The sequence below is a fragment of the Alsobacter sp. genome (genome assembly GCF_059501845.1).
The window spans coordinates 124,199-145,497 of sequence record NZ_JCACDK010000021.1 but is presented as its reverse complement, the minus strand read 5'-3'; the positions used below and the strand labels follow the sequence as shown (position 1 = coordinate 145,497).

Sequence of the window (21,299 nt, the reverse complement as noted above, 5' to 3'; positions counted from 1 at the left end):
GAGCGGGAAAGCGCGAAAGAGAACTCTTTTTCCTGCCGAGTCAGGGAACGTTGAGGGAACGAATCACGGTCGAATCGGTGACTCCTCCAGAGTCTTCATTCGTTCCGCATCAAGATCAGCGGCAACATTGCGGCGGGAACAACGCACAAAGATCTTTTTCGTGTTGGTCGCTCGACGCCCTGCAAGCTCCGCTCGATTGGCCCCTCGCTGCCGTCTTGTCGGGAACTTGGTTAACCAATCGCATGCGCTGGCGCGAAGATTCTCGGGCTCTGTCAGTTCCCCGACGCCGGCGTGCCCGTGACATCCGAGGCGGTCGTCTTGGTCACCGTAAAGCGGTTCGCCTCGATCACCGTCGTTCCGATCATCGTCCGCACCGAGATGCGCATCGGGACCAGGACCCGGGCACCCTCGACGGGAGCCAGCCAGGCCTCCATGTCACGGTTTTCCGCCATGAACTGGGTCGACTTGCGACCGGTTCGGTGGCCGGAAATCGGGATGTACCTCGCGGAACACACCACCACGGGTCCCGAATAGCCCTTCACCTCGACCGTCTTGGTCTCGCTGTAGCTCAGCGTGACGTCGAAGCGGCCGGCCCCGTCGAACACCGGGATCGTGCGGTTGCACGAGGTCGGATCCAGCAGCTTGGCGCCGGCGGGCACGGGCATCAGGAGCGCGCTGACGGGGTCGACGACCCCCTTCTTGTGCTCGGTCAGAACCGGCACGCGGTCAGCCTTCGGATCGAGAGGCGGCGTGATCTCGATGTCGCCGACCGCCCCCGCATTCAGGGCCATTCGTACCGTGTAGGTGTTGCTCGATCCGCCCGAGATCAGCGCGTAGCTGGACGGCTCGATCTTGCCCTTGTCCATGACCCCGGTGGACGTGCCCGCGCCCTTGCCGCTGGTCAGCATCCCCGCCAGGCCGGTCAGCTTGGCACGCACGTCGACCTTGTAGGCCTCGCGGTCGAAGTTGCCGTTCAGCGTCGCCGTTCCGATCGGCAGGCCCGCCAGGCTCAGGGCGTACTGGACGCCGACCGTATCGGCATGCGCCGGGACGATGGCAGCGGCGGACGCAGCAAAGGCGAGCCAAATAAACGGGCGAGCGGCACGAAGGCGGCGCGGGGGGCGGACAGTCGGATGGCGCATCGGTCGGTTCGTTCCAAGGGACGCCCCGGCGCTTCGACCGGGAGGGCATCATCCGAGCGTCGCAACGGAAGGAGTCGCTTTCGTGGCGCGCCATCTTGACTGATTCGGGGGCATCATGGCGACTGCCCGCGCGTGGCGCGAGCCACATGGTCGGGCGGCGGGGCGAAAACCGGCCGGGTACGCGCGCCGCGCGACTTGACGTTGCGCCGTCCAGTCCACTATAGCACCGCCCAACGAATGCATGCGTGCTCCCGTCGGCGGCCTCGGCCGCCTTCGCTCTTTCAGCGGGGCGGGCACCGCGAGACGGCGAAGGATCTGAGAACATGGCACGTCGGTGTGAATTGACGGGCAAGGGCGTGCAGACCGGGCATCTGGTCAGCCACTCGAACCGCAAGACGAAGCGGCGCTTTCTGCCGAACCTGTGCCACGTGACCTTGCAGTCGGACGCGCTGCAGCGCTCGTTCCGTCTGCGCGTCACCGCGCATGCGCTTCGCTCGGTCGAGCACCGCGGCGGCCTCGACGCCTTCCTCGTGAAGGCCTCTACCGATGACCTGTCGCAGGGCGCCCGCGACCTGAAGCGCGAGATCGAGAAGAAGATCGCCACCGCCCAGTAAGGCGGACGGCCGGGACATTCGGGACCCCGCTCCGCCCGGAGCGGGGTTTCTTCGTTTTGCGCGGACGGGAGCGCCGAGATGAACGAGACCCTGCACCGCCTCGCACTTCCCGTCATCGCCATGACGCTCGTCGTCGTGGCCTCCAACGTGCTGGTGCAGTACCCGTTCACTCCGCTCGGGCTCGGCGACTACCTCACCTGGGGCGCTTTCACGTACCCGGTGTCCTTCCTCGTCACCGACCTGACCAACCGCCGCTACGGCGCGCCTACCGCGCGCAAGCTCGTTGCGGCTGGCTTCGTGGTCGCGGTGATGCTGTCCTTCGCCCTTGCCACGCCGCGCATCGCGGTCGCGTCCGGTACCGCCTTCCTCGTCGGCCAGCTGCTCGACATCGGCGTCTTCAATCGCCTGCGGCGGCAGGCGTGGTGGCACGCGCCGCTGGTGGGCAGCCTGTTCGGCTCGGCGGTGGACACGGCCCTCTTCTTCTCCATCGCCTTTGCCGGCGATCCCGACATGTCGGGCACCGTGCACTTCGCGGGCGTCCAGGCCATGCCGCTCTGGGTGAGCCTCGCTCTGTGCGATTTCGCCGTGAAGGTCGTGCTCGCGCTCCTGGCGCTGGTCCCCTACGGCGCACTCCTCTCGGTCGTGATCCCGGCGGAGCGGGAGCGTGCCGCGGCTCCGCGCTGAGGCCAGAGTCAACCGTCCAGCCGGAACTGCAGCAGAACCGTTTTCTGCAGCACCGAGAAATTGTCGTCCGATATCAGGCTGAGAACCGGCGCGCCGTCCCGGCCACGGTGGACGGCGAGCCCTTCCATGTTGTCGATGCGCGTCGCCATCGGCAGCATGACGATCTCCGGCCCGTCCAGCAGCGCATCCGGCACGATGTCTGCCAGCCTGATCCGCCGGATCCGCGCCGAGACGCCGTCGAGCAGGCGGAAGCGGCGTTCGAGCACCAGCATGTCGCCGGACGGCAGAAAGGCGAGGTCGGTGATATCGAAGCCGTCGCGGCGGCTCATCCGGAAGCCGCCGGGCCGTGCCGGATGCAGGAAAAAGCCTTCCGTCGGCGACAGGTCGCCCGGCTCGGATTGCTCGGCGATGCCGATGACGGTGCCAGCGAAACGGCCGGCCGGCAGGATGCCGATCGCCTCCAGCCCCATGTTGGCCGGCAGGTTTCGAGTGGCGGGAGGACTGGGAACCGGCACGCCGGGAGCCCGGAAATCCGGCTGCGCCGCATCCCTGCCGAGCGCGAAGCGGAGCAGTTCGGGGCGCCGCTCCAGCGAGACGTAGGCGACGCCCCCGGAGATCGCGAGCCCCTCGCAGTCGCCACGCCGGCCTACGCCGAAGGACTGGCTGCCCGGGGCATAGACACCCGCCAGCACCGCCCGATCCAGCCCCTTGAGACGCGTTCCGTCGTAGAGAATGCGCGCCGAGAACCACGTGCCGGTGTCGCCGATGGCGATCAGGTCGCTCCCGTCCGGCGAAACCCACAGGCCGGAGAAACCGCCGAACTGCGCGTCCGGACAGGTGAGGACGAGACCGCCAAGGAAATCCAGCGTCCCGAAACGCGTCCGGCCGGAGATGAACGGCAGCAGGTCGTCGAACGCATTTGCCGTGACGGTGACCTGCCGCGGACCGGACGTGGCGAGGTCCCACGCCCGGGCGGGGGCCGCGGAGCCCGCTGCCGCCGCCCCTGCCATGGCCAGGAAGCGGCGCCGGGACAGAAGCCTCATGCGCGGGCGAGGCGACGCGGGGCAGGAGCCGCCGGCCCGTGTTCGTCGAACAGCTCGGCCAGCTTTTCGGTCATGGCGCCGCCGAGTTCCTCGGCATCGACGATGGTCACGGCACGCCGGTAGTAGCGCGTCACGTCATGGCCGATGCCGATGGCGATGAGTTCCACCGGCGACCTCGTCTCGATGTCCTCGATGACCCAGCGCAGGTGCTTCTCGAGGTAGTTGCCGGGGTTCACCGAGAGAGTGGAGTCGTCGACCGGGGCGCCGTCGGAGATCATCATCAGGATCTTGCGCTGCTCGGTGCGGCCGAGCAGGCGCTTGTGGGCCCAGTCCAGCGCCTCGCCGTCGATGTTCTCCTTCAGCAGTCCCTCGCGCATCATCAGGCCGAGATTCTTGCGGGCCCGGCGCCAGGGAGCGTCGGCTGCCTTGTAGACGATGTGGCGCAGGTCGTTCAGCCGCCCGGGAGCGGCGGGCTTGCCGGACTGCAGCCAGGCCTCGCGCGACTGCCCGCCCTTCCAGGCCCGCGTCGTGAAGCCCAGGATTTCGACCTTAACCCCGCAGCGCTCCAGCGTGCGTGCAAGGATGTCGGCACAGGTGGCGGCGACCGTGATCGGCCGGCCGCGCATTGAGCCGGAATTGTCCAGCAGCAGCGTCACCACCGTGTCGCGGAAGTTCATGTCCTTCTCGCGCTTGAAGGACAGGGGCTGGTAGGGGTCCATGACGATGCGCGGCAGGCGCGCTGGATCCAGCGCTCCCTCCTCGAGGTCGAACTCCCAGGCGCGGTTCTGCTGCGCCATCAGCCTTCGCTGCAGCCGGTTCGCCAGCCGTGCGACGACGCCCTGCAGATGGCCGAGCTGCTTGTCCAGATAGGCCCGCAGCCGGGCGAGTTCCTCGGGATCGCAGAGCTCCTCGGCCGTCGCCACCTCGTCGAAGCGGGTGACGAAGGCCTTGTAGTCCGGGCCGCGGTTTTCCCGCGCACTGGACGGCGGGGGCCGCCAAGCCTCGGCCGGATCGTCGCCCTCGGCTTCGTCGTAGTCATCGGGCATGTCGGAGGTCGGGCCGTCGGAGGTCTCCGACTGGCCTTCCTCCATGTCGTCGGAGGCCTCGTCCGTGGCCTCGGCCTCGGCGCGCTCGGACGAGCTCTGGTCCTCGGACTCGCCCTCCTGCTGCTGCTGGTCGGGCTCGTTCTCGCCGTCCTTGTCGTCGTCCTCCTGGTCGTCGGAGTCGGCCTTGCTCTCCTCGGCCATGTCGAGGCTGACGAGAAGGTCGCGAACCGAGCGTGCGAAGGCGCGCTGGTTTTCCAGCGTGTCGCCCAGGCGGTCCAGCTCCGCGCCGGCCTTCTCCTCGACCCACGGGCGCCAGAGGTCGACGATGCGCTGCGCCGCCGGCGGCGGCTTCAGCCCGGTCATGCGCTCGCGCGCGATCATCGCCACCGCGTCCTCGAGCGGCGCGTCGGCTCTATCTGTAATCTCGTGGTAGTTGCCGCGGTGAAAGCGGTCCTCGAGCATCGCCCCGAGATTGGTGGCGACGCCCGCCATGCGCTTCGAGCCGATGGCCTCGACGCGTGCCTGCTCCACGGCGTCAAAGACGGCGCGGGCCGCCTGCCCCTCGGGCGCCAGTTTCCGGTGCACGCCGGAATCGTGGCAGGCGAGCCGCAGCGCCATCGCGTCGGCATGGCCACGCACGATGGCAGCGTCGGTCGCGCTCATCTTGCGCGGCGGATCGGGCAGCCTGGCGCGCTCCGGCGTCAGGGACGGCCGGTCGGAGGCGAAGGTGATCTCCAGCTCCGGACGGCGGGCGAGCGAGCGCATGCAGCCGGCAACGGCGCGCTTGAACGGCTCGGCCGGAGCTTCCTTGGGCTGTGGCGGCTTGCGATTGGTCGGGGTGCTGCTCACGTCAGGCCTGATCGTCGGTGGCAAAGGGACGCGTCATGATCTCGTCCCAGGTGTAAGGGCAGTCCACAGGGAAATCCTCTTCGACCAAGTCTGTCTCGATTGACGCACGTCCCCTTGCGTCGACGTAGGCGTCCGCACAGACCTCGCCCGAATGCCTCCTGAGGCTCGGGCTGTCGCGGAGAAGCCGTTCAATCCTCCGGCGTTGTTCGCGGATGCTGAAGACCCAACTCTTGGAGCGGCGTTCGGGCTGCTGGTCCCATTTCAGCATGTGGGTGAGGAGCACTCTCAGCGAACTCTGCAGGCGATGCCTTTCCGATTTCCCCATGTCGGAGAGCTCTTCAGCAACATTCAAGAGGTCAATCGCATCGAGCCGCCCCTCGCGCAAAAGCGCGGCCTGCTGCTCGACCCAAGCGCAATAATCGTCATCGATCCGGATGAGCTGGGGTGCCCCGGAAGAACCTGCCGGGGCCGAAGCCTTCGGTTCCTTCAGTGACTGGGCCATCCCTCGCACCTCTCTCCGGCTCCGAAAAGGCGCCGGTCGCTCCAACGCCTCTACGTCAGCGCCACGTTCACCGAACTCTCCGGCAGCTCCTGGCCGAAGCAGCGCTGGTAGAACTCCGCAACGAGCGGGCGCTCCAGTTCGTCGCACTTGTTGACGAAGGTGAGCCGGAAGGCGAAGCCGATGTCCTTGAAGATGTCGGCGTTCTCGGCCCAGGTGATCACCGTGCGCGGGCTCATCACGGTCGACAGGTCGCCGTTGATGAAGGCGTTGCGGGTGAGATCGGCGACGCGCACCATCTTGTTGACGATGTCGCGGCCTTCCTTGCCCGTGTAGTGCTTGGCCTTGGCCAGCACGATGTCGACCTCGTTGTCGTGCGGCAGATAGTTCAGCGTCGTAACGATCGACCAGCGGTCCATCTGGCCCTGGTTGATCTGCTGGGTGCCGTGATAGAGGCCGGACGTGTCGCCCAGGCCCACAGTGTTGGCCGTGGCGAAGAGGCGGAAGGCCGGATGCGGTCGGATGACGCGCTTCTGGTCCAGCAGCGTCAGCTTGCCGGAGATCTCCAGCACGCGCTGGATGACGAACATCACGTCCGGGCGGCCCGCGTCGTACTCGTCGAAGCACAGCGCCACGTTGTTCTGCAGGGCCCACGGCAGGATGCCGTCCTGGAACTCGGTGATCTGCTTGCCGTCCTTCAGAACGATCGCGTCCTTGCCGACGAGGTCGAGGCGGGAGACGTGGCTGTCGAGATTGATGCGCACGCAGGGCCAGTTCAGCCGGGCCGCGACCTGCTCGATATGGGTCGACTTGCCCGTGCCATGGTAGCCGGTCACCATCACGCGGCGGTTGCGCGCAAAGCCTGCGAGAATGGCGAGCGTCGTCGCCTTGTCGAACAGGTAGTCGGGGTCGAGGTCGGGGACGTGGGCGTCCGGCTCCGAGAAGGCCGGCACTTCCATATCGCTGTCGATCCCGAACACCTGGCGGGCGGACACCTTCATGTCAGGCATTCCGGGGAGGGACTCGGTCGCAGGCGTCAAGGCGGACATGGATCCTCGCAGGGCATTCAACATTCTGGGCGGGTTCGGCGCCTGCGCTCCGGCAAACGCCTCCCCGGGTTCCAGCGGGGGGCTGGCGGCCCTCCCGCCCATCATTAAGGGCAGCCCGGGCCGGAGGCAATCGCACCCACGGCGCCAAGCGAGCCCCGGCCACGGCGCCAGTGCAGGCCCGGATCAGGCCAGCTTGGCGGCCTTGAGGGTATTGTAGGCCTTGATGATCTCCTGCAGCCGGCCTTCGAGCGACCGGTCCCCGCCGTTAGCATCCGGATGGAACTGCTTCACGAGCTGCTTGTAGCGCGCCTTCACGGCGGCCTTGTCGGCGGTCTCGTCCAGGCCCAATGCGTCATAGGCCCGCCGTGCGACGGGGCCGACGCGCGGTTGAGGCTCCGGCGTGGGCCGGCGCGCGGCCTGGGCGGCGCGGAAGACGCCGAGCGGATCGTCATAGGTGAACTCGGCGTCCGGCCCGTGCGGCTTGGCGTGCGCCGCGGCGCCGTTGACGCCCATCGACCAGGTCGGCCTGTGGCCCACCATGGCGTCCTTCTGGTAGGCCTGAACGGCGTCGTCGGTCATGCCGGCGAAGTAGTTGTACGACTGGTTGTAGGCGCGGACATGGTCGAGACAGAAGCGCCAGTACTGGCCCTCCTGCCCGCGCCCCTTCGGCGCGCGATGCTCCCCATGGGCCTCGCAGCCGGGATGCTCGCAGCGGAGGGCGGACGGGCGCGGCTGCGCCGCCTCGGCGCGACGGGGCCTGGAGCGGATGCGGTCGAAGAGGGGCGAGTTGAGATTCATCGTCAGGGCATTATGAGGGACGGGGCCGCCCGGGCAAGGCCATGGGCGCAACTTCGACATGACGCTTGCGGTTGGAACCCGGACACAGGAGGGTTCCCGCTCGCAGGAACACGCGAAAGGGTGAAGGAATGGCCATCAAGGAGGCGATTAGCCGCAAGCTGAGCGATGCCCTCGCGCCGACGTCACTCAGCGTCGCCGACGAGTCGGAGAACCATCGCGGGCACGGTGGCTGGCGGGAGGGCGGCGAAACCCATTTCAGGGTCGAAGTGGTGTCTGAAGCCTTCCGCGGCAAGGGGAGGGTGGAGCGCCACCGCATGGTCAATAGCCTTCTCGCCGAGGAACTCGCGGGGCGCGTCCACGCCCTCGCGATCAGTGCCAAGGCGCCGGGGGAGTAGGGTCCGGGACCGCGCGTCTCCGGACGCGCTTTTCTCCCTCAGTCAAAAAAAGCGGGCCTGGAGGCCCGCGGTCCAACGCCGGGCTTCGTCCCTTATCCCTGCACCGCCATCAGAAGTCCGACGCCGACGACGATCAGCGCCATACCGAGCACGTCGCGGCGTGAGGTGTTCTGGTCGAAGAGGCGGCGTGAGACGATCTGGGCAAAGATGACCTCGACAAGGGCCAGCGTCCGGACATTGGCCGCGCTGGTCAGCGCAAAGCCGAGAAACCAGAACTGCGAGCCGAAGGCGCCCATGAAACCGGCGAACAGCGAGGCACGCCAAGCCTGGAAGCTCTTCAGCAGGGCCACACGGTTGAAGAGCGCAAGCCAGACCAGCAGGATCACGGTCTGAACCCCGAGCGACCAGACCAGTGTGGTCGTCGCCCGCAGGACGAACGAGGCGTCGCCCAACGCCAGCACGCCGCCGCGAAAGCCGATGGCCGACATCGCGAAGAACGCGCCGGCCGCAAGGCCGAGCAGCGCAGGACGGACGCTCGAGCCGGACGACGCGCCGGGTCTCAAGGCCATCATCACCACGCCCGACGTCGCGATCAGGATGGCGGCGTAAGCGGCCAACGGCAGGTGGTCTCCCAGGACCGCCACGCCGAAGAGAGCCACCTGCACGGGTTCGGTCTTCAGATAGGCGGTCGTGACGGAGAAGGAGCGCTCGCGCATGGCGGCGAGCATCAGGGCCGTGGCGACGATCTGGGCCAGTGCACCCGCCAGCACGAACAGCAGGAACCGCCCGCCCGGAGCCGGAGGAGGCGCTGCCAGCGCAAGGCAGACCAGCGCCAGGAAGATGAGCGCGAACGGGAATCCGTAGAGGAACCGCACCTGGGTCGCGCCCACCGTGCCCAGCGTCTCGGTGAGACTGCGCTGCATGGCGTTGCGCGCCGTCTGCGCCGCGGCAGCGACAAGGGTGATCGGAATCCAGAGCCAGGGAAAGACTGCGGCCAGCATCGGGACCTGTCAGGCGGGGGAAGGAGGCGGCGCGAAGCAGGCGAGTCGCTGCCCGAACGAGGCCATGTTCGGTCAGTAACAGGCAGTCAAACCCTAGGCAAATCGAGCGTCTCGGGATAGGAGTAGGCCGTGCCGGCGCCGTCATACGTGGCGCCGCGAAGAGCCACAGCTCCGAGCGCGCGCAACAACGGACCCGTAATGACGCTTTCGCCGTATCGCTTCCCCGTCGCCCTCGCCTGCAACCTGAAGACCGCTTTCGTCGCGGCAATACTCGCTGTGGTTGTGCCAGCTGGAGCCTGGGCACTGACGCCCTACGTGCTGGTCGAGGCGGGGTCCGGCAAGGTGCTGATGGCCGAGAACGCCACCATGCCGTGGCAGCCGGCGTCGGTGACGAAGCTGATGACGGCCTATGTCGCGATGCATGCAGTCCGTGACGGGCGCATCAGCTTCGACACGGCGATCCCGATCTCGATGCGCGCGGCTTCGCAGAAGCCCTCCAAGGTAGGTGCCCGGCCTGGCACGGAGGTGACGCTCGACAACGCCCTGAAGATGATGCTCGTGAAGTCGGCCAATGACATGGCCGTGGTCGTGGCAGAGGGCGTCGGGGGTTCGGTCGAGAATTTCGCCGAGATGATGAACCAGGAGGCGGTCCGCCTCGGCATGCACGAGAGCCGCTTCGTCAACCCGAATGGACTGCCGGCCGTGGGCCAGCAGACCTCGGCGCGCGACATGGCCATCCTCGCCAATTCCATCCTGCGCGACTTTCCCGACTGGGACGGCTATTTCGCCATTGGCGCGGTGCAGCTCGGCGACCGGGTGATGCAGAACACCAATGGCCTCGTCGGACGGTATCCCGGCGTCATCGGGATGAAGACAGGCTTCATCTGCGCCTCCGGCTTCAACCTCGTCGCAGCCGCCGAGCGCAACGGGCGCCGGTTGATCGCCGTGGTCATGGGCGCATCCTCGGGCGCCGACCGGGTCATCAAGGCGGCGGACCTGCTCGACAAAGGTTTCGCCTCGTCCTTCTTCTTTTCCTCGCAGGGCACGCTCGACGGGCTCGCTCCGTCGGGCATCACGACGCCGCCGGACGTTCGCGACGAGGTGTGCGGCCGCAACCGGCCGGCCGTCGCGTCGGAAGAGGAAGGCGAGAACGGAGCGGGCGTGAATTCCGGCGTCGCGGTCGCCAACTTCTTCGGCAGCCAGACGAGCAACGGCGTCCGCGGCGAGCGCCCCGGCCGCCTCGCGCCGCGGGGTCCGCTCGAGACCTTGCCGGTCTTCCTCGGCCGTGCGCCCGGTTCCGACACCGCGCCAGTGGCCGCGAATGCCGGATCCACGCCGGTCAAGACGGCCACGGCCTATGCCGGTGAGGGCGAGCCTGACGCTGGTGCCCTTCCGATCAAGCTCAAGCCCGGCGCGCCGTCCAAGGGGCTGAAGGCCAAAGGCAAGGTTGCCGCAAAGCCCTCAGCCGTTTCCGCCAAGACGGCAGGCAAGGCGTCCGAGAAGGCTGCCGCCTCGGCGAAGAAGCCGGCGGACAAGAAGGTCACGGCGAAAAAGCCGGTGAAGCCTGTGGCAGGAAAGACCAAGCCGACCGCCGCGGCGACGCCGTCCATCATGGCCGAGTAGGGACTTTCCGGTCACCCGCATGTCCCTCCCTGCCGCCGCCCCAGGGGGCCTGCTTCTCGCGCTCGGCGCGGCGGCGTCCTACGGCTTTAACATCGCCTTCGCCCGCGTCGCCGCCTTCGAGGGCGTCAGCGGCACGACGCTCGTCACCTGGCGCGTCGTCGCCATGCTGGCTGCAGCGAGCGCGGCGGCACTGGTCATGCGATCGGGCATCGGAGTGCCCCGGGAAGAGAGGCGCCCGTTTCTCGTCCTCATGCTGGGCAGTGCCGGCGTTTCGATCTGCTACATCTGCTCGGTCGCGTACATCCCCGTCGCGGTGGCGGCCGTCATCTTCTACACCTTCCCGATCCTCATCGTGCTGCTCAGCCCCTATGTCGATGGCCGCCGGCTCGATGCCGCGCTGCTGGGCGTGGTGCTGCTGGCCTTCATCGGGGTGGTGCTCGTCGTGGGCCCCGGCATCGGTGACCTCGACCCGCGCGGCCTGCTCCTGGCTGCAGGCGCGAGCCTTTCGGCCGTCGTCCAGTTCTTCGCGGCCAACCGCTGCGTGCGTACACCCACGCTCCCGAAGGTGATCTGGATCCAGATCGGAGTTCTGCCCATCGTCGTCGTCGCGGCGCTGCTCACGGGCGGCCTCCAGCCCGCCTCGGCGGTGCTGCTCGCGCCGCTGGCCATGGCGCTCAACATCGGCGGCTACCTCGTCGGCTTCGTGCTGCACATGCTGGCGCTCGTGCGCATCCGCGCCGTCGTTGCCGGGCTCGCCTTCTGCATCGAGCCCGTCATCGCCGCCCTCACCTCGGCCGTCGTGCTGGGAGAGAGACTCTCCGCCGTCCAGTATCTTGGTGGCCTCTGCGTCCTCCTCGCCATCGTCGCCAACGTGATGGCCGAGCGGCGGCGCACGGCGATTCCGGCGATGGCGTCCTGAGATGGCCGCGCCCGCCGCCATTCCCGTCACCCTGCTCACCGGCTTTCTCGGCGCGGGCAAGACGACCTTGCTCAACCGGCTGCTGCGCGATCCCGCGCTGGCCGACACGGCCGTGCTCGTCAACGAGTTCGGCGAGATCGGACTCGACCACGAGCTGGTGGAGGCCGTTTCCGGCGACATGATCCTGCTCGCGTCGGGGTGCCTGTGCTGCACGGTGCGGGGTGACCTCGTGTCGGCTCTCGAAGGCTTGCTCGCGCGCATAGACGAAGGCGGCTCCGACATTCGCCGCGTGGTGATCGAGACGACCGGCCTCGCCGATCCCGCCCCCATCCTGCATACGCTGCTTGCCCATCCGCTGCTCGCCGCGCGGTTCCGGCTGGACGGAGTGGTGACGCTGGTCGACGCCGTGAACGGCATGGGGACGCTGGACGCGCAGCCCGAGGCGGTGAAGCAGGCCGCTGTCGCCGACCGCATCGTGCTGACCAAGACGGATCTCGTTCCGGCGGGCGAGGCCAATGCGGGCGCGCTGCTGAAGCGCCTGCGGAGGCTGAACCCCGGGGCCCCCGTGCTCGACGCAGCCCGCGGCCAGGCGACCCCGGCTGCTCTGCTCGAAGCCGGGCCGTGGGATCCGTCGGGCAAGATCTCGGACGTTGCGACCTGGTTGAATGCCGAGGCCTATGCGGCGGCGGAAGGGTCCGCCGGGCACGAGGGCCATGACCACAGCGCGGCTGGCGAGAGGCAGGATGCCCACGACGTCAGCCGCCACGACGACCACATCCGGTCCTTCTCGATCGTGACTGACGCCGTGGTGCCGGCCGGTGCGGTCGAGATGTTCCTCATTCTGCTCACCTCGACGCAGGGGCAGCATCTGCTGCGCCTGAAAGGCCTTGTCGCCATTTCCGAGGAGCCAGGCCGTCCGCTGGTCGTGCATGCCGTTCAGAGCTTGATCCACCCGCCGGTCCTGCTTCCAGGCTGGCCGGGGTTCGATCGCCGAACGCGGCTCGTCTTCATCGTCCGCGACCTCGATCCATCCGTCGTCAGGCGCATGTGGGACGCGTTCATGAACGTCCCGTCCGTCGATACCCCGGATCGCGCCGCGCTCACGCAGAACCCGCTGGCGCTGCCGCGCGGAAATGCCTGAGCGTCAGGCCTTGCGGATGCGGAACCGCAGCACCGGTCCGTCGCGCTCCTGCGCCTCCACACGGTCCCCGGTCTCCCGCGACATATTCGGAATGTCGATGGCGGACATCGGGTCGGTGGCCTCCACCACGAGGAGGCTGCCGGATGCCATGCCCGCGAGGCGCTTGCGGGTTCTGAGTGCGGGAAGCGGGCACTTCAGCCCACGCAGGTCCAGATGCTCGTCGTCCGCCGCCATGCGCGGGCCTTTCCCCATTCGATTGCGCGGCGCTCTCTATCACAGGCGCGGCCGCGGCGGCATGATGCGGTCGACGGCGCCTCGAGACGGCTGCCGTGTGCAAGGGGAGACGCCATGGCGTCGATGATGGGCCGGCTGCGAAGCGAACTCGCCTATCTTACCGGATCCATCCGGATCCTGCGCCGTGCCTCGCCGATCGCGCGCAACCCCGGCCGCACGATGAACGACGTCATCGCGGCCGCCGCCAGGCTCCACGCCGACCGCCCCGCGCTGATCGGCGACGGCACTACCCTGACCTACCGGGAGATGGACGAGCGCATCGTCCGTTATGCCCGCTGGGCGCGGTCGGAGGGGATCGGCAAGGGCGATGTCGTCGCCCTGCTGATGCACAATTCTCCAGACTACCTGTGCTTCTGGCTCGGGCTGGCCCGCATCGGCGGTGTCACCGCGTTGCTGAACACCAACCTGACGGGACAGGCGCTGGCGCATTGCATCGCGATCGTCGAGCCTAAGCTCGCTGTGGCCGGTGCGGCTCTCGTCGATGCTTTCGACAGCGCCGTGCCATTCCTCGGCACGTCTCCCCCGCTTTACGTGCATGGAGCCGACGTGCCCGGCCGCCGGCGTCTCGAGCCTCTCGTCGATGCGCAGGACGGGAGCCCGCTCGGCCCCGGCGAGACGGTGGCGGTCACCATCGAGGACCGCTGCATCTATATCTACACGTCGGGCACGACCGGGTGGCCCAAGGCCGCCAACATCAATCATTACCGCATCATGGCCATGGGCATGGGCTTCTCCGCCCTCATGGACACCGGCCCGGCCGACCGGATGTATGACTGCCTGCCCATGTACCATTCGAATGGCGGGTGCCTCGCCACGCTCGGCGTCCTCACCCAGGGCGGCAGCGTCGTGATCAGGGAGCGCTTCTCTGCGCGGGAGTTCTGGCCCGACATCGTCCGCAATGGCTGCACGCTGTTCTTCTATATCGGCGAGCTCTGCCGCTACCTCGTCAACGCGCCCGTCGGGCCGCACGACCGCTCGCATTCCATCCGCCTCGTCTGCGGCAACGGGCTAAGGCCCGATGTCTGGCCGCTCTTCGTCGAGCGCTTCGGGATCCGCGAGATCCGGGAGTTCTACGCGTCCACCGAGGGCAATGTCGTCCTCTTCAACCTCGACAGCCGCGAGGGTTCGGTCGGCCGCATCCCGAAATGGGCGGAGAAGCGTTTCGTCGTCGAGGTCGTTCGCTTCGACGTCGAGAAGGAGGAGCCGGTCCGTGGCCCGGACGGCTACTGCCAGCGCTGCATGCCCGGCGAGGCCGGCGAGGTCATCGGCCAGATCCTCAACGATCCCGCCAAGCCCGCCAACCGGTTCGAGGGTTATGCGGACAAGGCGGCGACGCGCACCAAGATCCTGCACGACGTCTTCGAGAAGGGGGACGCCTGGTTCCGCTCGGGCGACCTGATGCGCCGGGACGCGGACGGCTATTTCTTCTTCGTCGACCGGATCGGCGACACCTTCCGCTGGAAGGGCGAGAACGTGGCGACCTCCGAGGTGTCGGAGACGATGACGGCATTCCCCGGCATTTCCGAATGCACGGCCTACGGCGTGCGAATCGACGGCATGGACGGCAAGGCTGGCATGGCCGCGCTCGTCTCGCCGGACGCGGCTGGGATCGATCTCAAGGCGCTGAAGGCGCATATCGACCGCAACCTCCCCGACTATGCCCGGCCGGTGTTCCTGCGCTTCCGGGATACGCTCGAGGTTACCGGCACGTTCAAACAGCGAAAGATCGACCTTGTTGCCCAGGGCTTCGATCCTGATGCGACGCAGGATCCGATCTTCTTCGACGATCCCCGCTCCGGCGGTTTCGTGCGGCTCGACGCGGACCGCGCGCGTGAGTTGAAGAGTGGCGGGGTGAGGCTGTAACGCCGACCGGCGCCACCCGCACCCGTCACGCGGAAACCCCAAAGAAACCGTGATCTCGCCCGTCCCCCTTGACTTCCGCGCTCGGCCACCCACCTGCCGTCGTGGTGACCGGGCCCCTCTGGCGAGAGTTCGACCCTCTCGTGATGTCGGCACCAACGTCCGTCGACGATGGGGTCCTTGATGCTTGAATTTTTGACGACTGAAATCCTGAACAAGCCGCTCTGGATGTGGGCGAGCTTCCTGGCCGTCGTGGCCTTGCTGATGGCCTTCGACCTCGGCGTGCTCCATCGTGACACGTCGAAGGAGATCTCGGTCAAGGAGAGCCTGCTGCTCTCCGCCTTCTACATCACCATGGGCGTGCTCTTCGGTGGCTGGGTCTGGTACTCGGTGTCCCCGCAGGCCGGCCTCGAATATCTGACGGGGTTCGTCATCGAGAAAAGCCTCTCGATGGACAACATCTTCGTCATCGCCATGATCTTCGGCTTCTTCGGCATCCCGAGGACCTACCAATACCGCGTGCTGTTCTGGGGCATCCTGGCGGTGATCCTGCTGCGCGGCATCATGATCGGCGTCGGCGCGGCGCTGGTCTCCGAGTTCTCCTGGCTGCTCTACATCTTCGCGGCGTTCCTCGTGATCACCGGCGTCAAGATGATCGTTGCCGCCGACAAGGAGTACGACGTCGGCTCCAACCCGCTGCTGAAGTTCATCCGCAAGCGGTTCCGGGTGACGGACCAGCTGCACGGACAGGACTTCACGGTCCGGAAGCCCGACCCGAAGACCGGCAAGATGGTCTTGTGGCTGACGCCCCTGGCGCTGGTGCTGATCCTGGTCAACGTCGCCGACGTGATCTTCGCGGTGGACTCGGTGCCGGCGATCTTCGCCATCACCACCGATACCTACGTCGTGTTCACGTCCAACATCTTCGCCATCCTCGGCCTGCGTGCGCTGTACTTCGCGCTGGCGGCGATGATCGATCGCTTCGCCTACCTGAAGTATGCGCTGGCCGCGGTGCTGATCTTCATCGGCTCGAAGATCGTCGTCGCCGACATGCTCGGCATCGCCAAGGTGCCCCCGCTGATCTCGCTCGGCGTCACCTTCGCCCTGCTCATTGCAGGCATCGTCTACTCGCTCTGGCGCACGAGAGGCGAGGCCAAGGTCCTCGCGGAAGAGACCGAGACCGAGGCTGCCGCCCGCCGGGAAGCCCTTCCGGGCGCCGCCGGCTAAGCAGACGACTTCCCGGCCGGAGATCCCCGATCCGGCCGGCTACCCTCCCGGCGCTCACCCCCTGAGGCGCCGGGAGGGTTTTTCGTTTCAGCTCTTGGCGAGCGCGAACAGCAGCAGTGACCGGCCGGTCACCGCGTAGTCTTCTCCGAACGGAAAGTCGCGCGACTGCTGGTCCGGCACGTTGGTGTCGAGCATCAGGTTCCAGGCGCTGCCGCCCGTCACCTCGGGCAGGGTGACGTTGACCACGTCGTGATAGGCGTTGACGACGATGAGGAGCGTGGCGTCGGCGCCGCGCTGGCGCAGGCCTGTCGGCTGGGCGCGGCCGTCGAGCAGGATCGCCATGCACTTGGCGTTGCCATCTCCCCATTGCTCCTGCGTCAGCTCCGATCCCGCTGGATCCAGCCAGGTAACGTCCTTGACCTCCAGCTCCTCGTTATAGGCACCGGTGAGGAAGCGCCCGCGCCGCAGCATGGGCTGCGAGGAGCGCAGGGCCGTCAGCCGCTGGACGTAACGCACGAGGCTTGCACCTTCCTCGTCGATGTCCCAGTCGATCCAGCCGAGCTCGGTGTCCTGGCAGTAGGCGTTGTTGTTGCCGTCCTGCGTGCGGCCGAACTCGTCGCCCGCCAGGATCATGGGCGTCCCCTGCGAGAGCAGCAGGGTGGCCAGGATGTTGCGCATCTGGCGCAGCCTGAGCGCGCGGATGTCCGGATCGTCCGTCGGACCTTCGGCGCCGTGGTTCCAGGACAGGTTGTGCGAATGGCCGTCGCGATTGTCCTCGCCGTTCGCCTCGTTGTGCTTGTCGTTGTAGGAGACGAGATCGCGCAGGGTGAAGCCGTCATGGGCGGTGACGAAGTTCACCGACGCCCAGGGCTTGCGGCCGCGCCGGTTGAACATGTCGCCTGACGCCGTCACGCGGGCCGCAAGCTCGGGGAGCACGCCGTCGTCGCCGCGCCAGAAGCCGCGCACCGTGTCACGGTAGCGGTCGTTCCACTCGGCCCAGCCGGGCGGGAATCCGCCGACCTGGTAGCCCCCGGGCCCGCAGTCCCAGGGCTCGGCGATCAGCTTCACCCGGCTCAACACGGGATCCTGGCGACAGGAGTCGAGGAAGCCGCCGCCCTCGTCGAAGCCGTGCGCCTCGCGTCCCAGGATCGTGGCGAGGTCGAAGCGGAAGCCGTCGACGTGCATTTCGCTGGCCCAGTAGCGCAGGCTGTCGTTGACCATCTGGAGCACGCGGGGATGGCTGAGGTTCAGCGTGTTCCCGGTGCCGGTGTCGTTGATGTAATGCCGCGGGTCGGGCGCGAGGCGATAGTAGGAGGCGTTGTCGATGCCCTTGAACGAGAGGGTCGGGCCCATCTCGTTGCCTTCCGCGGTGTGGTTGTAGACCACGTCGAGGATCACCTCGATGCCCGCGTCATGGAAGCGGGCGACCATCTCCTTGAACTCGTTGACGTTGGGCGTCGCCATGTAGCGCGGATGCGGGGCGAAGAAGCCGAGCGTGTTGTAGCCCCAGTAGTTGCGCAGGCCGCGCTCCAGCAGATGCCTGTCGTCGACGAAGGCGTGCACGGGCATCAGCTCCACGGCGGTCACGCCGAGGCTGCGGATGTAGCCGACGACGTCGCGGGCCATCAGGCCGGCAAAGGTGCCGCGCAGGCGCCGGGGCACGCTGGGGTGCTCCATCGTGTAGCCGCGCACGTGGAGCTCGTAGACGATCGTGCGTTCCCACGGCACGGCCGGGGCCTGCGTGCGTCCCCAGGTGAAAGCCGGGTCGATGACGCGGGCCTTGGGCACGAAGCGGGCGCTGTCGCGCTTGTCGAAGCTGAGGTCGCCCTCGGCCGAGCCCACCTGATAGCCGAACAGGCTGTCGTCCCACTGCAACTCGCCAACGAGCTGCTTGGCGTAGGGATCGATCAGAAGCTTGTTGGCGTTGAAGCGGAAGCCGTCCTGCGGCTGATATGGACCATGCACACGGAAACCGTAGGTGGTGCCCGGGCGGGCCTCCGGCAGGTAGCAGTGCCAGACCTCGTCCGTGTACTCGGGCAGCTCGATGCGTTCCTGCTCGGCGCCCCCCTCGGGATCGAAGAGGCAGAGCTCGACCTTGGTGGCGTGTGCGGAGAAGAGGGCGAAGTTGACGCCGAGCCCATCCCAGGTGGCACCCAGCGGATAGGGCAGACCCTCGCGTACGCGCATTCGGTTCAGTCGCGGAGACATGACGTTCATCAGGGAGCTACTCCAGGGCTTGCCGGCGTGGACCGACAACGCCCAAGCTCGCGATTGGCTCCCTGCGCGCGGCGAAATGGCAGGGCACGGCGCCGCACCCTCGTCGCGAGGCGGCCTCCATCTTGCATCACGCAATCGTCATAGGAGCAGGATTGCGTAGAGGCCGACATTGAGGGAGCCGCAAGCAATGAGCGGAGCATTTCAGGGGGCACCAGGCATGGGCTGGAAAGGAACGCGGACCGCATGCGGCGCGTTTGTCCAGCGGCACGACCCGGGTTCGTCCAGTCCGGAATGGCGACAGGGCAGGCGTCAAACGGCGAGGAGGCACGATGGACCCTGATCTCGAAGCGCGGATCCGCGAGCGCGCCTATGCGCTCTGGGTCCAGGATGGCCGGGCCCACGGCAAGGCAGACGACTACTGGTACGTGGCCGAGCGCGAGATCCGCGGCGAGGACGCAGAGGCCGCGCCAGCGGACCCGTCCGTTTTCACCATTCCCGATTCGGAGATGCTGACCGGCGAGCCGGATCCGGGCGAGGCGCCCGGGGGCCCGACCGTGGCTGCGCTCGGCGCGGCGCCAGCCGTTCCCGGGAAGGCGCGCAGGATGCCGGCCGGAACGCGCCCGGCGCGCGGCCGATCTGCCGCGGCTCCTGCGGAAGCATCCGCCGCCGAGGCCGCACCGGGCAGGCAGTCCGCAGAGGGTGTCGCGCCCCGCGGCGGCGCCACGAAGAAGAATCCGAAGACGAAGTGACATCAAGGCGGCCCTCAGAGGTCGCGTCCCGGATGGGAGGAGGAGGGGGCAGGTGAGCATCCAGGGGGCGGTCCCGGGGCAAAGGCCCGGTACGTGGAAGCCGGCACCGCTGTCGCGTCATGCGATGGCTTATGTGCTCGCGGGCGGGCGCGGCAGCCGGCTCGTCGAGCTCACCGACAAGCGTGCAAAGCCCGCCGTCTATTTCGGCGGCAAGTCACGCATCATCGATTTCGCGCTTTCCAACGCGCTGAACTCCGGCATCAGGCGGATCGGCGTGGCCGTGCAGTACAAGGCGCACAGCCTCATCCGGCACCTGCAGCTCGGCTGGGGGTTCCTCAGCTCTGGGCGCAATGAGAGCCTCGACATCCTGCCCGCCGGCCAGTTCGCCGACCAGGGCCAGTGGTACCTCGGCACGGCCGACGCGGTGTTCCAGAACATCGACATCATCCGCGGTTACAAGCCCCGCTTCGTCGTCGTGCTCGCCGGCGACCACGTCTACAAGATGGACTACGAGGCGATGCTGCAGCAGCACGTCGAGCGCGGCGCCGATGTGACGGTGGCGTGTGTCGAGGTCCCGATCGCGGAGGCGAGCGGCTTCGGCGTCATGCATGTCGATGCCGACGATCGCGTCATTTCCTTCCTCGAGAAGCCCAAGGACCCGCCATCTCTGCCCGGCAAGCCTGGCCGTGCGCTGGCCAGCATGGGCATCTACGTCTTCGACACCGACAGGCTGATCGAGGAGCTCAGGCGCGATGCGGCGGACAGACGCTCGCGACGAGATTTCGGCGGCGACATCATCCCGCATCTGGTCGAGCACGGCCTGGTGGTCGCGCATCGCTTCGAGCGGTCCTGCGTCCGCGGCGGGCTCGAGACCGAGCCCTACTGGCGCGACGTCGGAACGCTGGACGCCTACTGGCAGACCAATATCGACCTTACCGCCCCGGTGCCGTCGCTCGACCTCTACGCCGAGGGGTGGCCGATCTGGACCTACGCCGAGAACCGGCCGCCCGCCCGCTTCACGCCCGGGCCGGGCGGTACCGGTGGCGATGCGGTCAACTCGCTCGTCTCTGGTGGATGTGTCGTCGAAGGCGCGACCGTTCAGCGCTCGGTCCTGTTCTCCGGCACCAAGGTTGCGCCGGGCGCGCATCTCGACGGCGCCGTCGTGCTGCCGGATGTCCTCGTCGGTCGAGGGGCGCGGTTGAAGCGGACCGTCGTCGACAGGGGTGTCCGCATTCCCGACGGCCTGGTGATCGGCGATGATCCGAAGTCGGACGCGCAGCGCTTTCGCCGCTCGGCGCAAGGTGTATGTCTCGTCACGCAGACGATGATCGACCGCCTGCAGGAGTGACCCGTCTCAGAGCCGGTGCAGCGCGTCCCAGACAAGCTTCAGCGACACGAGGAAAAGCGCGATCTGCACGGCGATGAAGAACGGGCGTTCCGGCACGACCCGTGTCAGCCTCACCCCGGTCAGCGTTGCGATGACGCCGGCGGGCACGAGGATAGCGACCTTCTCGACATTGTCGATCGAAAGCTGCCCGAGTGCCCAGTAGGGGACCAGCTTGGCCGCGTTGACGATGGCGAAGAGGATCGTCGAGGTTCCAGCAAACACCATCTTGGGAAGGCGCTGCGGCAGGACGTAGACCTGGAAGGGTGGCCCGCCGGAGTGCGAGACGAAGCTGACGAAGCCCGTCAGCGTTCCCCAGAAGAGGCCTCGCGGCACGTCTGCCGGCCTCGGCTCGATCACCACGTTGCGGCGCCAGAAGTTCACGACGCAATAGGCCAGGCCGATGAGGCCGACGAGGAGCGTCACCCAGGCCTCGGCGACGATGCTCGCCGTCGCCCAGCCGATCCCCACGCCGAGGATGGTGGCAGGGATCAGGATCGCCAGGTTCCGGCTGCTGTATTCCTTCCGATAGGCCCACAGGCCGAACATGTCGGTCACGACGTAGATCGGCAGCAGCAGCCCCGCGGCCTCCAGCGGCGAGGTGACCAGTGCCAGCACCGGCACGCCCAGCATGCCGACGATGGGCAGGCCGCCCTTCGACAGTCCGACGAGGATCGCGGCTGGAAACGCGGCCAGCAGAAACACGGCCGAGGTGGTGAACATGGGGGAGGCTGTGCTCCGGACGCGGGCAGGCCGGCGTTGATA

Annotated in this window: 20 protein-coding genes; 10 read left to right on the top strand and 10 right to left on the bottom strand. The window is 67.6% G+C overall.

The genetic code is table 11. The features are described 5' to 3' along the window. Positions 1-272 precede the first annotated feature (272 nt). Positions 273-1,142, bottom strand: coding sequence for a DUF3108 domain-containing protein (locus tag AC5JCN_RS26200; RefSeq protein ID WP_495758090.1), 870 nt, complete (start codon positions 1,140-1,142; stop codon positions 273-275). Positions 1,143-1,465: 323 nt separating this feature from the next. Here AC5JCN_RS26200 and rpmB point away from each other — a divergent pair, with 323 nt between their 5' ends. Beyond that, complete coding sequence (gene rpmB / locus AC5JCN_RS26195) at positions 1,466-1,756, top strand: 50S ribosomal protein L28 (protein ID WP_495758089.1); 291 nt, start codon at positions 1,466-1,468, stop codon at positions 1,754-1,756. A gap of 78 nt (positions 1,757-1,834) precedes the next feature. Beyond that, positions 1,835-2,440, top strand: a complete 606-nt coding sequence (locus AC5JCN_RS26190) for a queuosine precursor transporter (protein WP_495758088.1) — start codon at positions 1,835-1,837, stop codon at positions 2,438-2,440. An 8-nt stretch (positions 2,441-2,448) separates the two neighbouring features. On the opposite strand, the gene AC5JCN_RS26185 is transcribed toward AC5JCN_RS26190, so the two are convergent. The 5 genes from AC5JCN_RS26185 to AC5JCN_RS26165 all read right to left on the bottom strand — a co-directional run bounded on the left by AC5JCN_RS26185 (position 2,449) and on the right by AC5JCN_RS26165 (position 7,724). After that, on the bottom strand, positions 2,449-3,483 hold the full coding sequence (locus AC5JCN_RS26185) for an esterase-like activity of phytase family protein (protein WP_495758087.1): 1,035 nt from the start codon (positions 3,481-3,483) through the stop codon (positions 2,449-2,451). Then, the gene (gene cobT / locus AC5JCN_RS26180; RefSeq protein WP_495758086.1) at positions 3,480-5,378 is read right to left on the bottom strand and encodes a cobaltochelatase subunit CobT; all 1,899 of its coding nucleotides are present in this window, start codon (positions 5,376-5,378) and stop codon (positions 3,480-3,482) included. The genes AC5JCN_RS26185 and cobT overlap by 4 nt, the downstream gene beginning before the upstream one ends. A 1-nt stretch (position 5,379) precedes the next feature. Then, positions 5,380-5,880, bottom strand: a complete 501-nt coding sequence (locus AC5JCN_RS26175; protein ID WP_495758085.1) for a DUF29 domain-containing protein — start codon at positions 5,878-5,880, stop codon at positions 5,380-5,382. A 50-nt stretch (positions 5,881-5,930) separates the two neighbouring features. Next, complete coding sequence (cobS, locus tag AC5JCN_RS26170; protein ID WP_495758084.1) at positions 5,931-6,926, bottom strand: cobaltochelatase subunit CobS; 996 nt, start codon at positions 6,924-6,926, stop codon at positions 5,931-5,933. A 183-nt stretch (positions 6,927-7,109) separates the two neighbouring features. Then, entirely contained in the window at positions 7,110-7,724 is a 615-nt protein-coding gene (locus AC5JCN_RS26165) for a J domain-containing protein (RefSeq protein WP_495758083.1), read from the bottom strand. A gap of 128 nt (positions 7,725-7,852) precedes the next feature. Here AC5JCN_RS26165 and AC5JCN_RS26160 point away from each other — a divergent pair, with 128 nt between their 5' ends. Then, a complete protein-coding gene (locus AC5JCN_RS26160; RefSeq protein WP_495758082.1) occupies positions 7,853-8,119 on the top strand; it encodes a BolA family protein in 267 nt (88 codons plus the stop codon). Between the two features lie 92 nt (positions 8,120-8,211). On the opposite strand, the gene AC5JCN_RS26155 is transcribed toward AC5JCN_RS26160, so the two are convergent. Further along, entirely contained in the window at positions 8,212-9,120 is a 909-nt protein-coding gene (locus tag AC5JCN_RS26155; protein WP_495758081.1) for an EamA family transporter, read from the bottom strand. Between the two features lie 198 nt (positions 9,121-9,318). Here AC5JCN_RS26155 and AC5JCN_RS26150 point away from each other — a divergent pair, with 198 nt between their 5' ends. From AC5JCN_RS26150 to AC5JCN_RS26140, 3 genes are read left to right on the top strand one after another with little or no spacing between them, the layout of a single operon-like run. Beyond that, on the top strand, positions 9,319-10,743 hold the full coding sequence (locus AC5JCN_RS26150) for a D-alanyl-D-alanine carboxypeptidase family protein (RefSeq protein ID WP_495758080.1): 1,425 nt from the start codon (positions 9,319-9,321) through the stop codon (positions 10,741-10,743). 19 nt (positions 10,744-10,762) lie between these two features. Next, positions 10,763-11,662 (top strand): EamA family transporter, encoded by a 900-nt coding sequence (locus AC5JCN_RS26145; protein WP_495758079.1) that lies wholly within the window; start codon positions 10,763-10,765, stop codon positions 11,660-11,662. A 1-nt stretch (position 11,663) separates the two neighbouring features. Continuing rightward, a complete protein-coding gene (locus AC5JCN_RS26140) occupies positions 11,664-12,803 on the top strand; it encodes a CobW family GTP-binding protein (RefSeq protein ID WP_495758078.1) in 1,140 nt (379 codons plus the stop codon). Positions 12,804-12,806: 3 nt separating this feature from the next. On the opposite strand, the gene AC5JCN_RS26135 is transcribed toward AC5JCN_RS26140, so the two are convergent. Further along, entirely contained in the window at positions 12,807-13,037 is a 231-nt protein-coding gene (locus AC5JCN_RS26135) for a sulfurtransferase TusA family protein (protein WP_495758077.1), read from the bottom strand. A 114-nt stretch (positions 13,038-13,151) separates the two neighbouring features. On the opposite strand from AC5JCN_RS26135, the gene AC5JCN_RS26130 reads away from it, so the two are divergent. Continuing rightward, a complete protein-coding gene (locus AC5JCN_RS26130) occupies positions 13,152-14,960 on the top strand; it encodes a long-chain-acyl-CoA synthetase (RefSeq protein ID WP_495758076.1) in 1,809 nt (602 codons plus the stop codon). Between the two features lie 180 nt (positions 14,961-15,140). Next, the gene (locus AC5JCN_RS26125; protein ID WP_495758075.1) at positions 15,141-16,184 is read left to right on the top strand and encodes a TerC family protein; all 1,044 of its coding nucleotides are present in this window, start codon (positions 15,141-15,143) and stop codon (positions 16,182-16,184) included. A gap of 87 nt (positions 16,185-16,271) precedes the next feature. Here AC5JCN_RS26125 and glgX read toward each other — a convergent pair whose 3' ends face one another. Further along, complete coding sequence (gene glgX / locus AC5JCN_RS26120) at positions 16,272-18,401, bottom strand: glycogen debranching protein GlgX (protein ID WP_495758074.1); 2,130 nt, start codon at positions 18,399-18,401, stop codon at positions 16,272-16,274. 329 nt (positions 18,402-18,730) lie between these two features. On the opposite strand from glgX, the gene AC5JCN_RS26115 reads away from it, so the two are divergent. Together AC5JCN_RS26115 and glgC are read left to right on the top strand one after the other, a co-directional pair. After that, the gene (locus AC5JCN_RS26115; protein ID WP_495758073.1) at positions 18,731-19,150 is read left to right on the top strand and encodes a DUF2934 domain-containing protein; all 420 of its coding nucleotides are present in this window, start codon (positions 18,731-18,733) and stop codon (positions 19,148-19,150) included. 52 nt (positions 19,151-19,202) lie between these two features. Continuing rightward, positions 19,203-20,498 carry a glucose-1-phosphate adenylyltransferase gene (glgC, locus tag AC5JCN_RS26110; protein WP_495758072.1) on the top strand — a complete coding sequence of 432 codons (1,296 nt, stop codon included), beginning with the start codon at positions 19,203-19,205 and terminating at the stop codon, positions 20,496-20,498. Positions 20,499-20,504: 6 nt separating this feature from the next. Here the strand turns inward: glgC and AC5JCN_RS26105 are convergent, their stop codons facing one another. Then, entirely contained in the window at positions 20,505-21,257 is a 753-nt protein-coding gene (locus tag AC5JCN_RS26105) for a sulfite exporter TauE/SafE family protein (RefSeq protein ID WP_495758071.1), read from the bottom strand. Positions 21,258-21,299: the final 42 nt, after the last annotated feature.

Bases quoted from the DNA above. Each gene is read 5' to 3' on its own strand.
- AC5JCN_RS26200 (WP_495758090.1), bottom strand. From the start codon at position 1,142: ATGCGCCATCCGACTGTCCGCCCCCCGCGCCGCCTTCGTGCCGCTCGC.
- rpmB (WP_495758089.1), top strand. From the start codon at position 1,466: ATGGCACGTCGGTGTGAATTGACGGGCAAGGGCGTGCAGACCGGGCAT.
- AC5JCN_RS26190 (WP_495758088.1), top strand. From the start codon at position 1,835: ATGAACGAGACCCTGCACCGCCTCGCACTTCCCGTCATCGCCATGACG.
- AC5JCN_RS26185 (WP_495758087.1), bottom strand. From the start codon at position 3,483: ATGAGGCTTCTGTCCCGGCGCCGCTTCCTGGCCATGGCAGGGGCGGCG.
- AC5JCN_RS26175 (WP_495758085.1), bottom strand. From the start codon at position 5,880: ATGGCCCAGTCACTGAAGGAACCGAAGGCTTCGGCCCCGGCAGGTTCT.
- cobS (WP_495758084.1), bottom strand. From the start codon at position 6,926: ATGTCCGCCTTGACGCCTGCGACCGAGTCCCTCCCCGGAATGCCTGAC.
- AC5JCN_RS26165 (WP_495758083.1), bottom strand. From the start codon at position 7,724: ATGAATCTCAACTCGCCCCTCTTCGACCGCATCCGCTCCAGGCCCCGT.
- AC5JCN_RS26160 (WP_495758082.1), top strand. From the start codon at position 7,853: ATGGCCATCAAGGAGGCGATTAGCCGCAAGCTGAGCGATGCCCTCGCG.
- AC5JCN_RS26155 (WP_495758081.1), bottom strand. From the start codon at position 9,120: ATGCTGGCCGCAGTCTTTCCCTGGCTCTGGATTCCGATCACCCTTGTC.
- AC5JCN_RS26150 (WP_495758080.1), top strand. From the start codon at position 9,319: ATGACGCTTTCGCCGTATCGCTTCCCCGTCGCCCTCGCCTGCAACCTG.
- AC5JCN_RS26145 (WP_495758079.1), top strand. From the start codon at position 10,763: ATGTCCCTCCCTGCCGCCGCCCCAGGGGGCCTGCTTCTCGCGCTCGGC.
- AC5JCN_RS26140 (WP_495758078.1), top strand. From the start codon at position 11,664: ATGGCCGCGCCCGCCGCCATTCCCGTCACCCTGCTCACCGGCTTTCTC.
- AC5JCN_RS26135 (WP_495758077.1), bottom strand. From the start codon at position 13,037: ATGGCGGCGGACGACGAGCATCTGGACCTGCGTGGGCTGAAGTGCCCG.
- AC5JCN_RS26130 (WP_495758076.1), top strand. From the start codon at position 13,152: ATGGCGTCGATGATGGGCCGGCTGCGAAGCGAACTCGCCTATCTTACC.
- AC5JCN_RS26125 (WP_495758075.1), top strand. From the start codon at position 15,141: ATGCTTGAATTTTTGACGACTGAAATCCTGAACAAGCCGCTCTGGATG.
- glgX (WP_495758074.1), bottom strand. From the start codon at position 18,401: ATGAACGTCATGTCTCCGCGACTGAACCGAATGCGCGTACGCGAGGGT.
- AC5JCN_RS26115 (WP_495758073.1), top strand. From the start codon at position 18,731: ATGGACCCTGATCTCGAAGCGCGGATCCGCGAGCGCGCCTATGCGCTC.
- AC5JCN_RS26105 (WP_495758071.1), bottom strand. From the start codon at position 21,257: ATGTTCACCACCTCGGCCGTGTTTCTGCTGGCCGCGTTTCCAGCCGCG.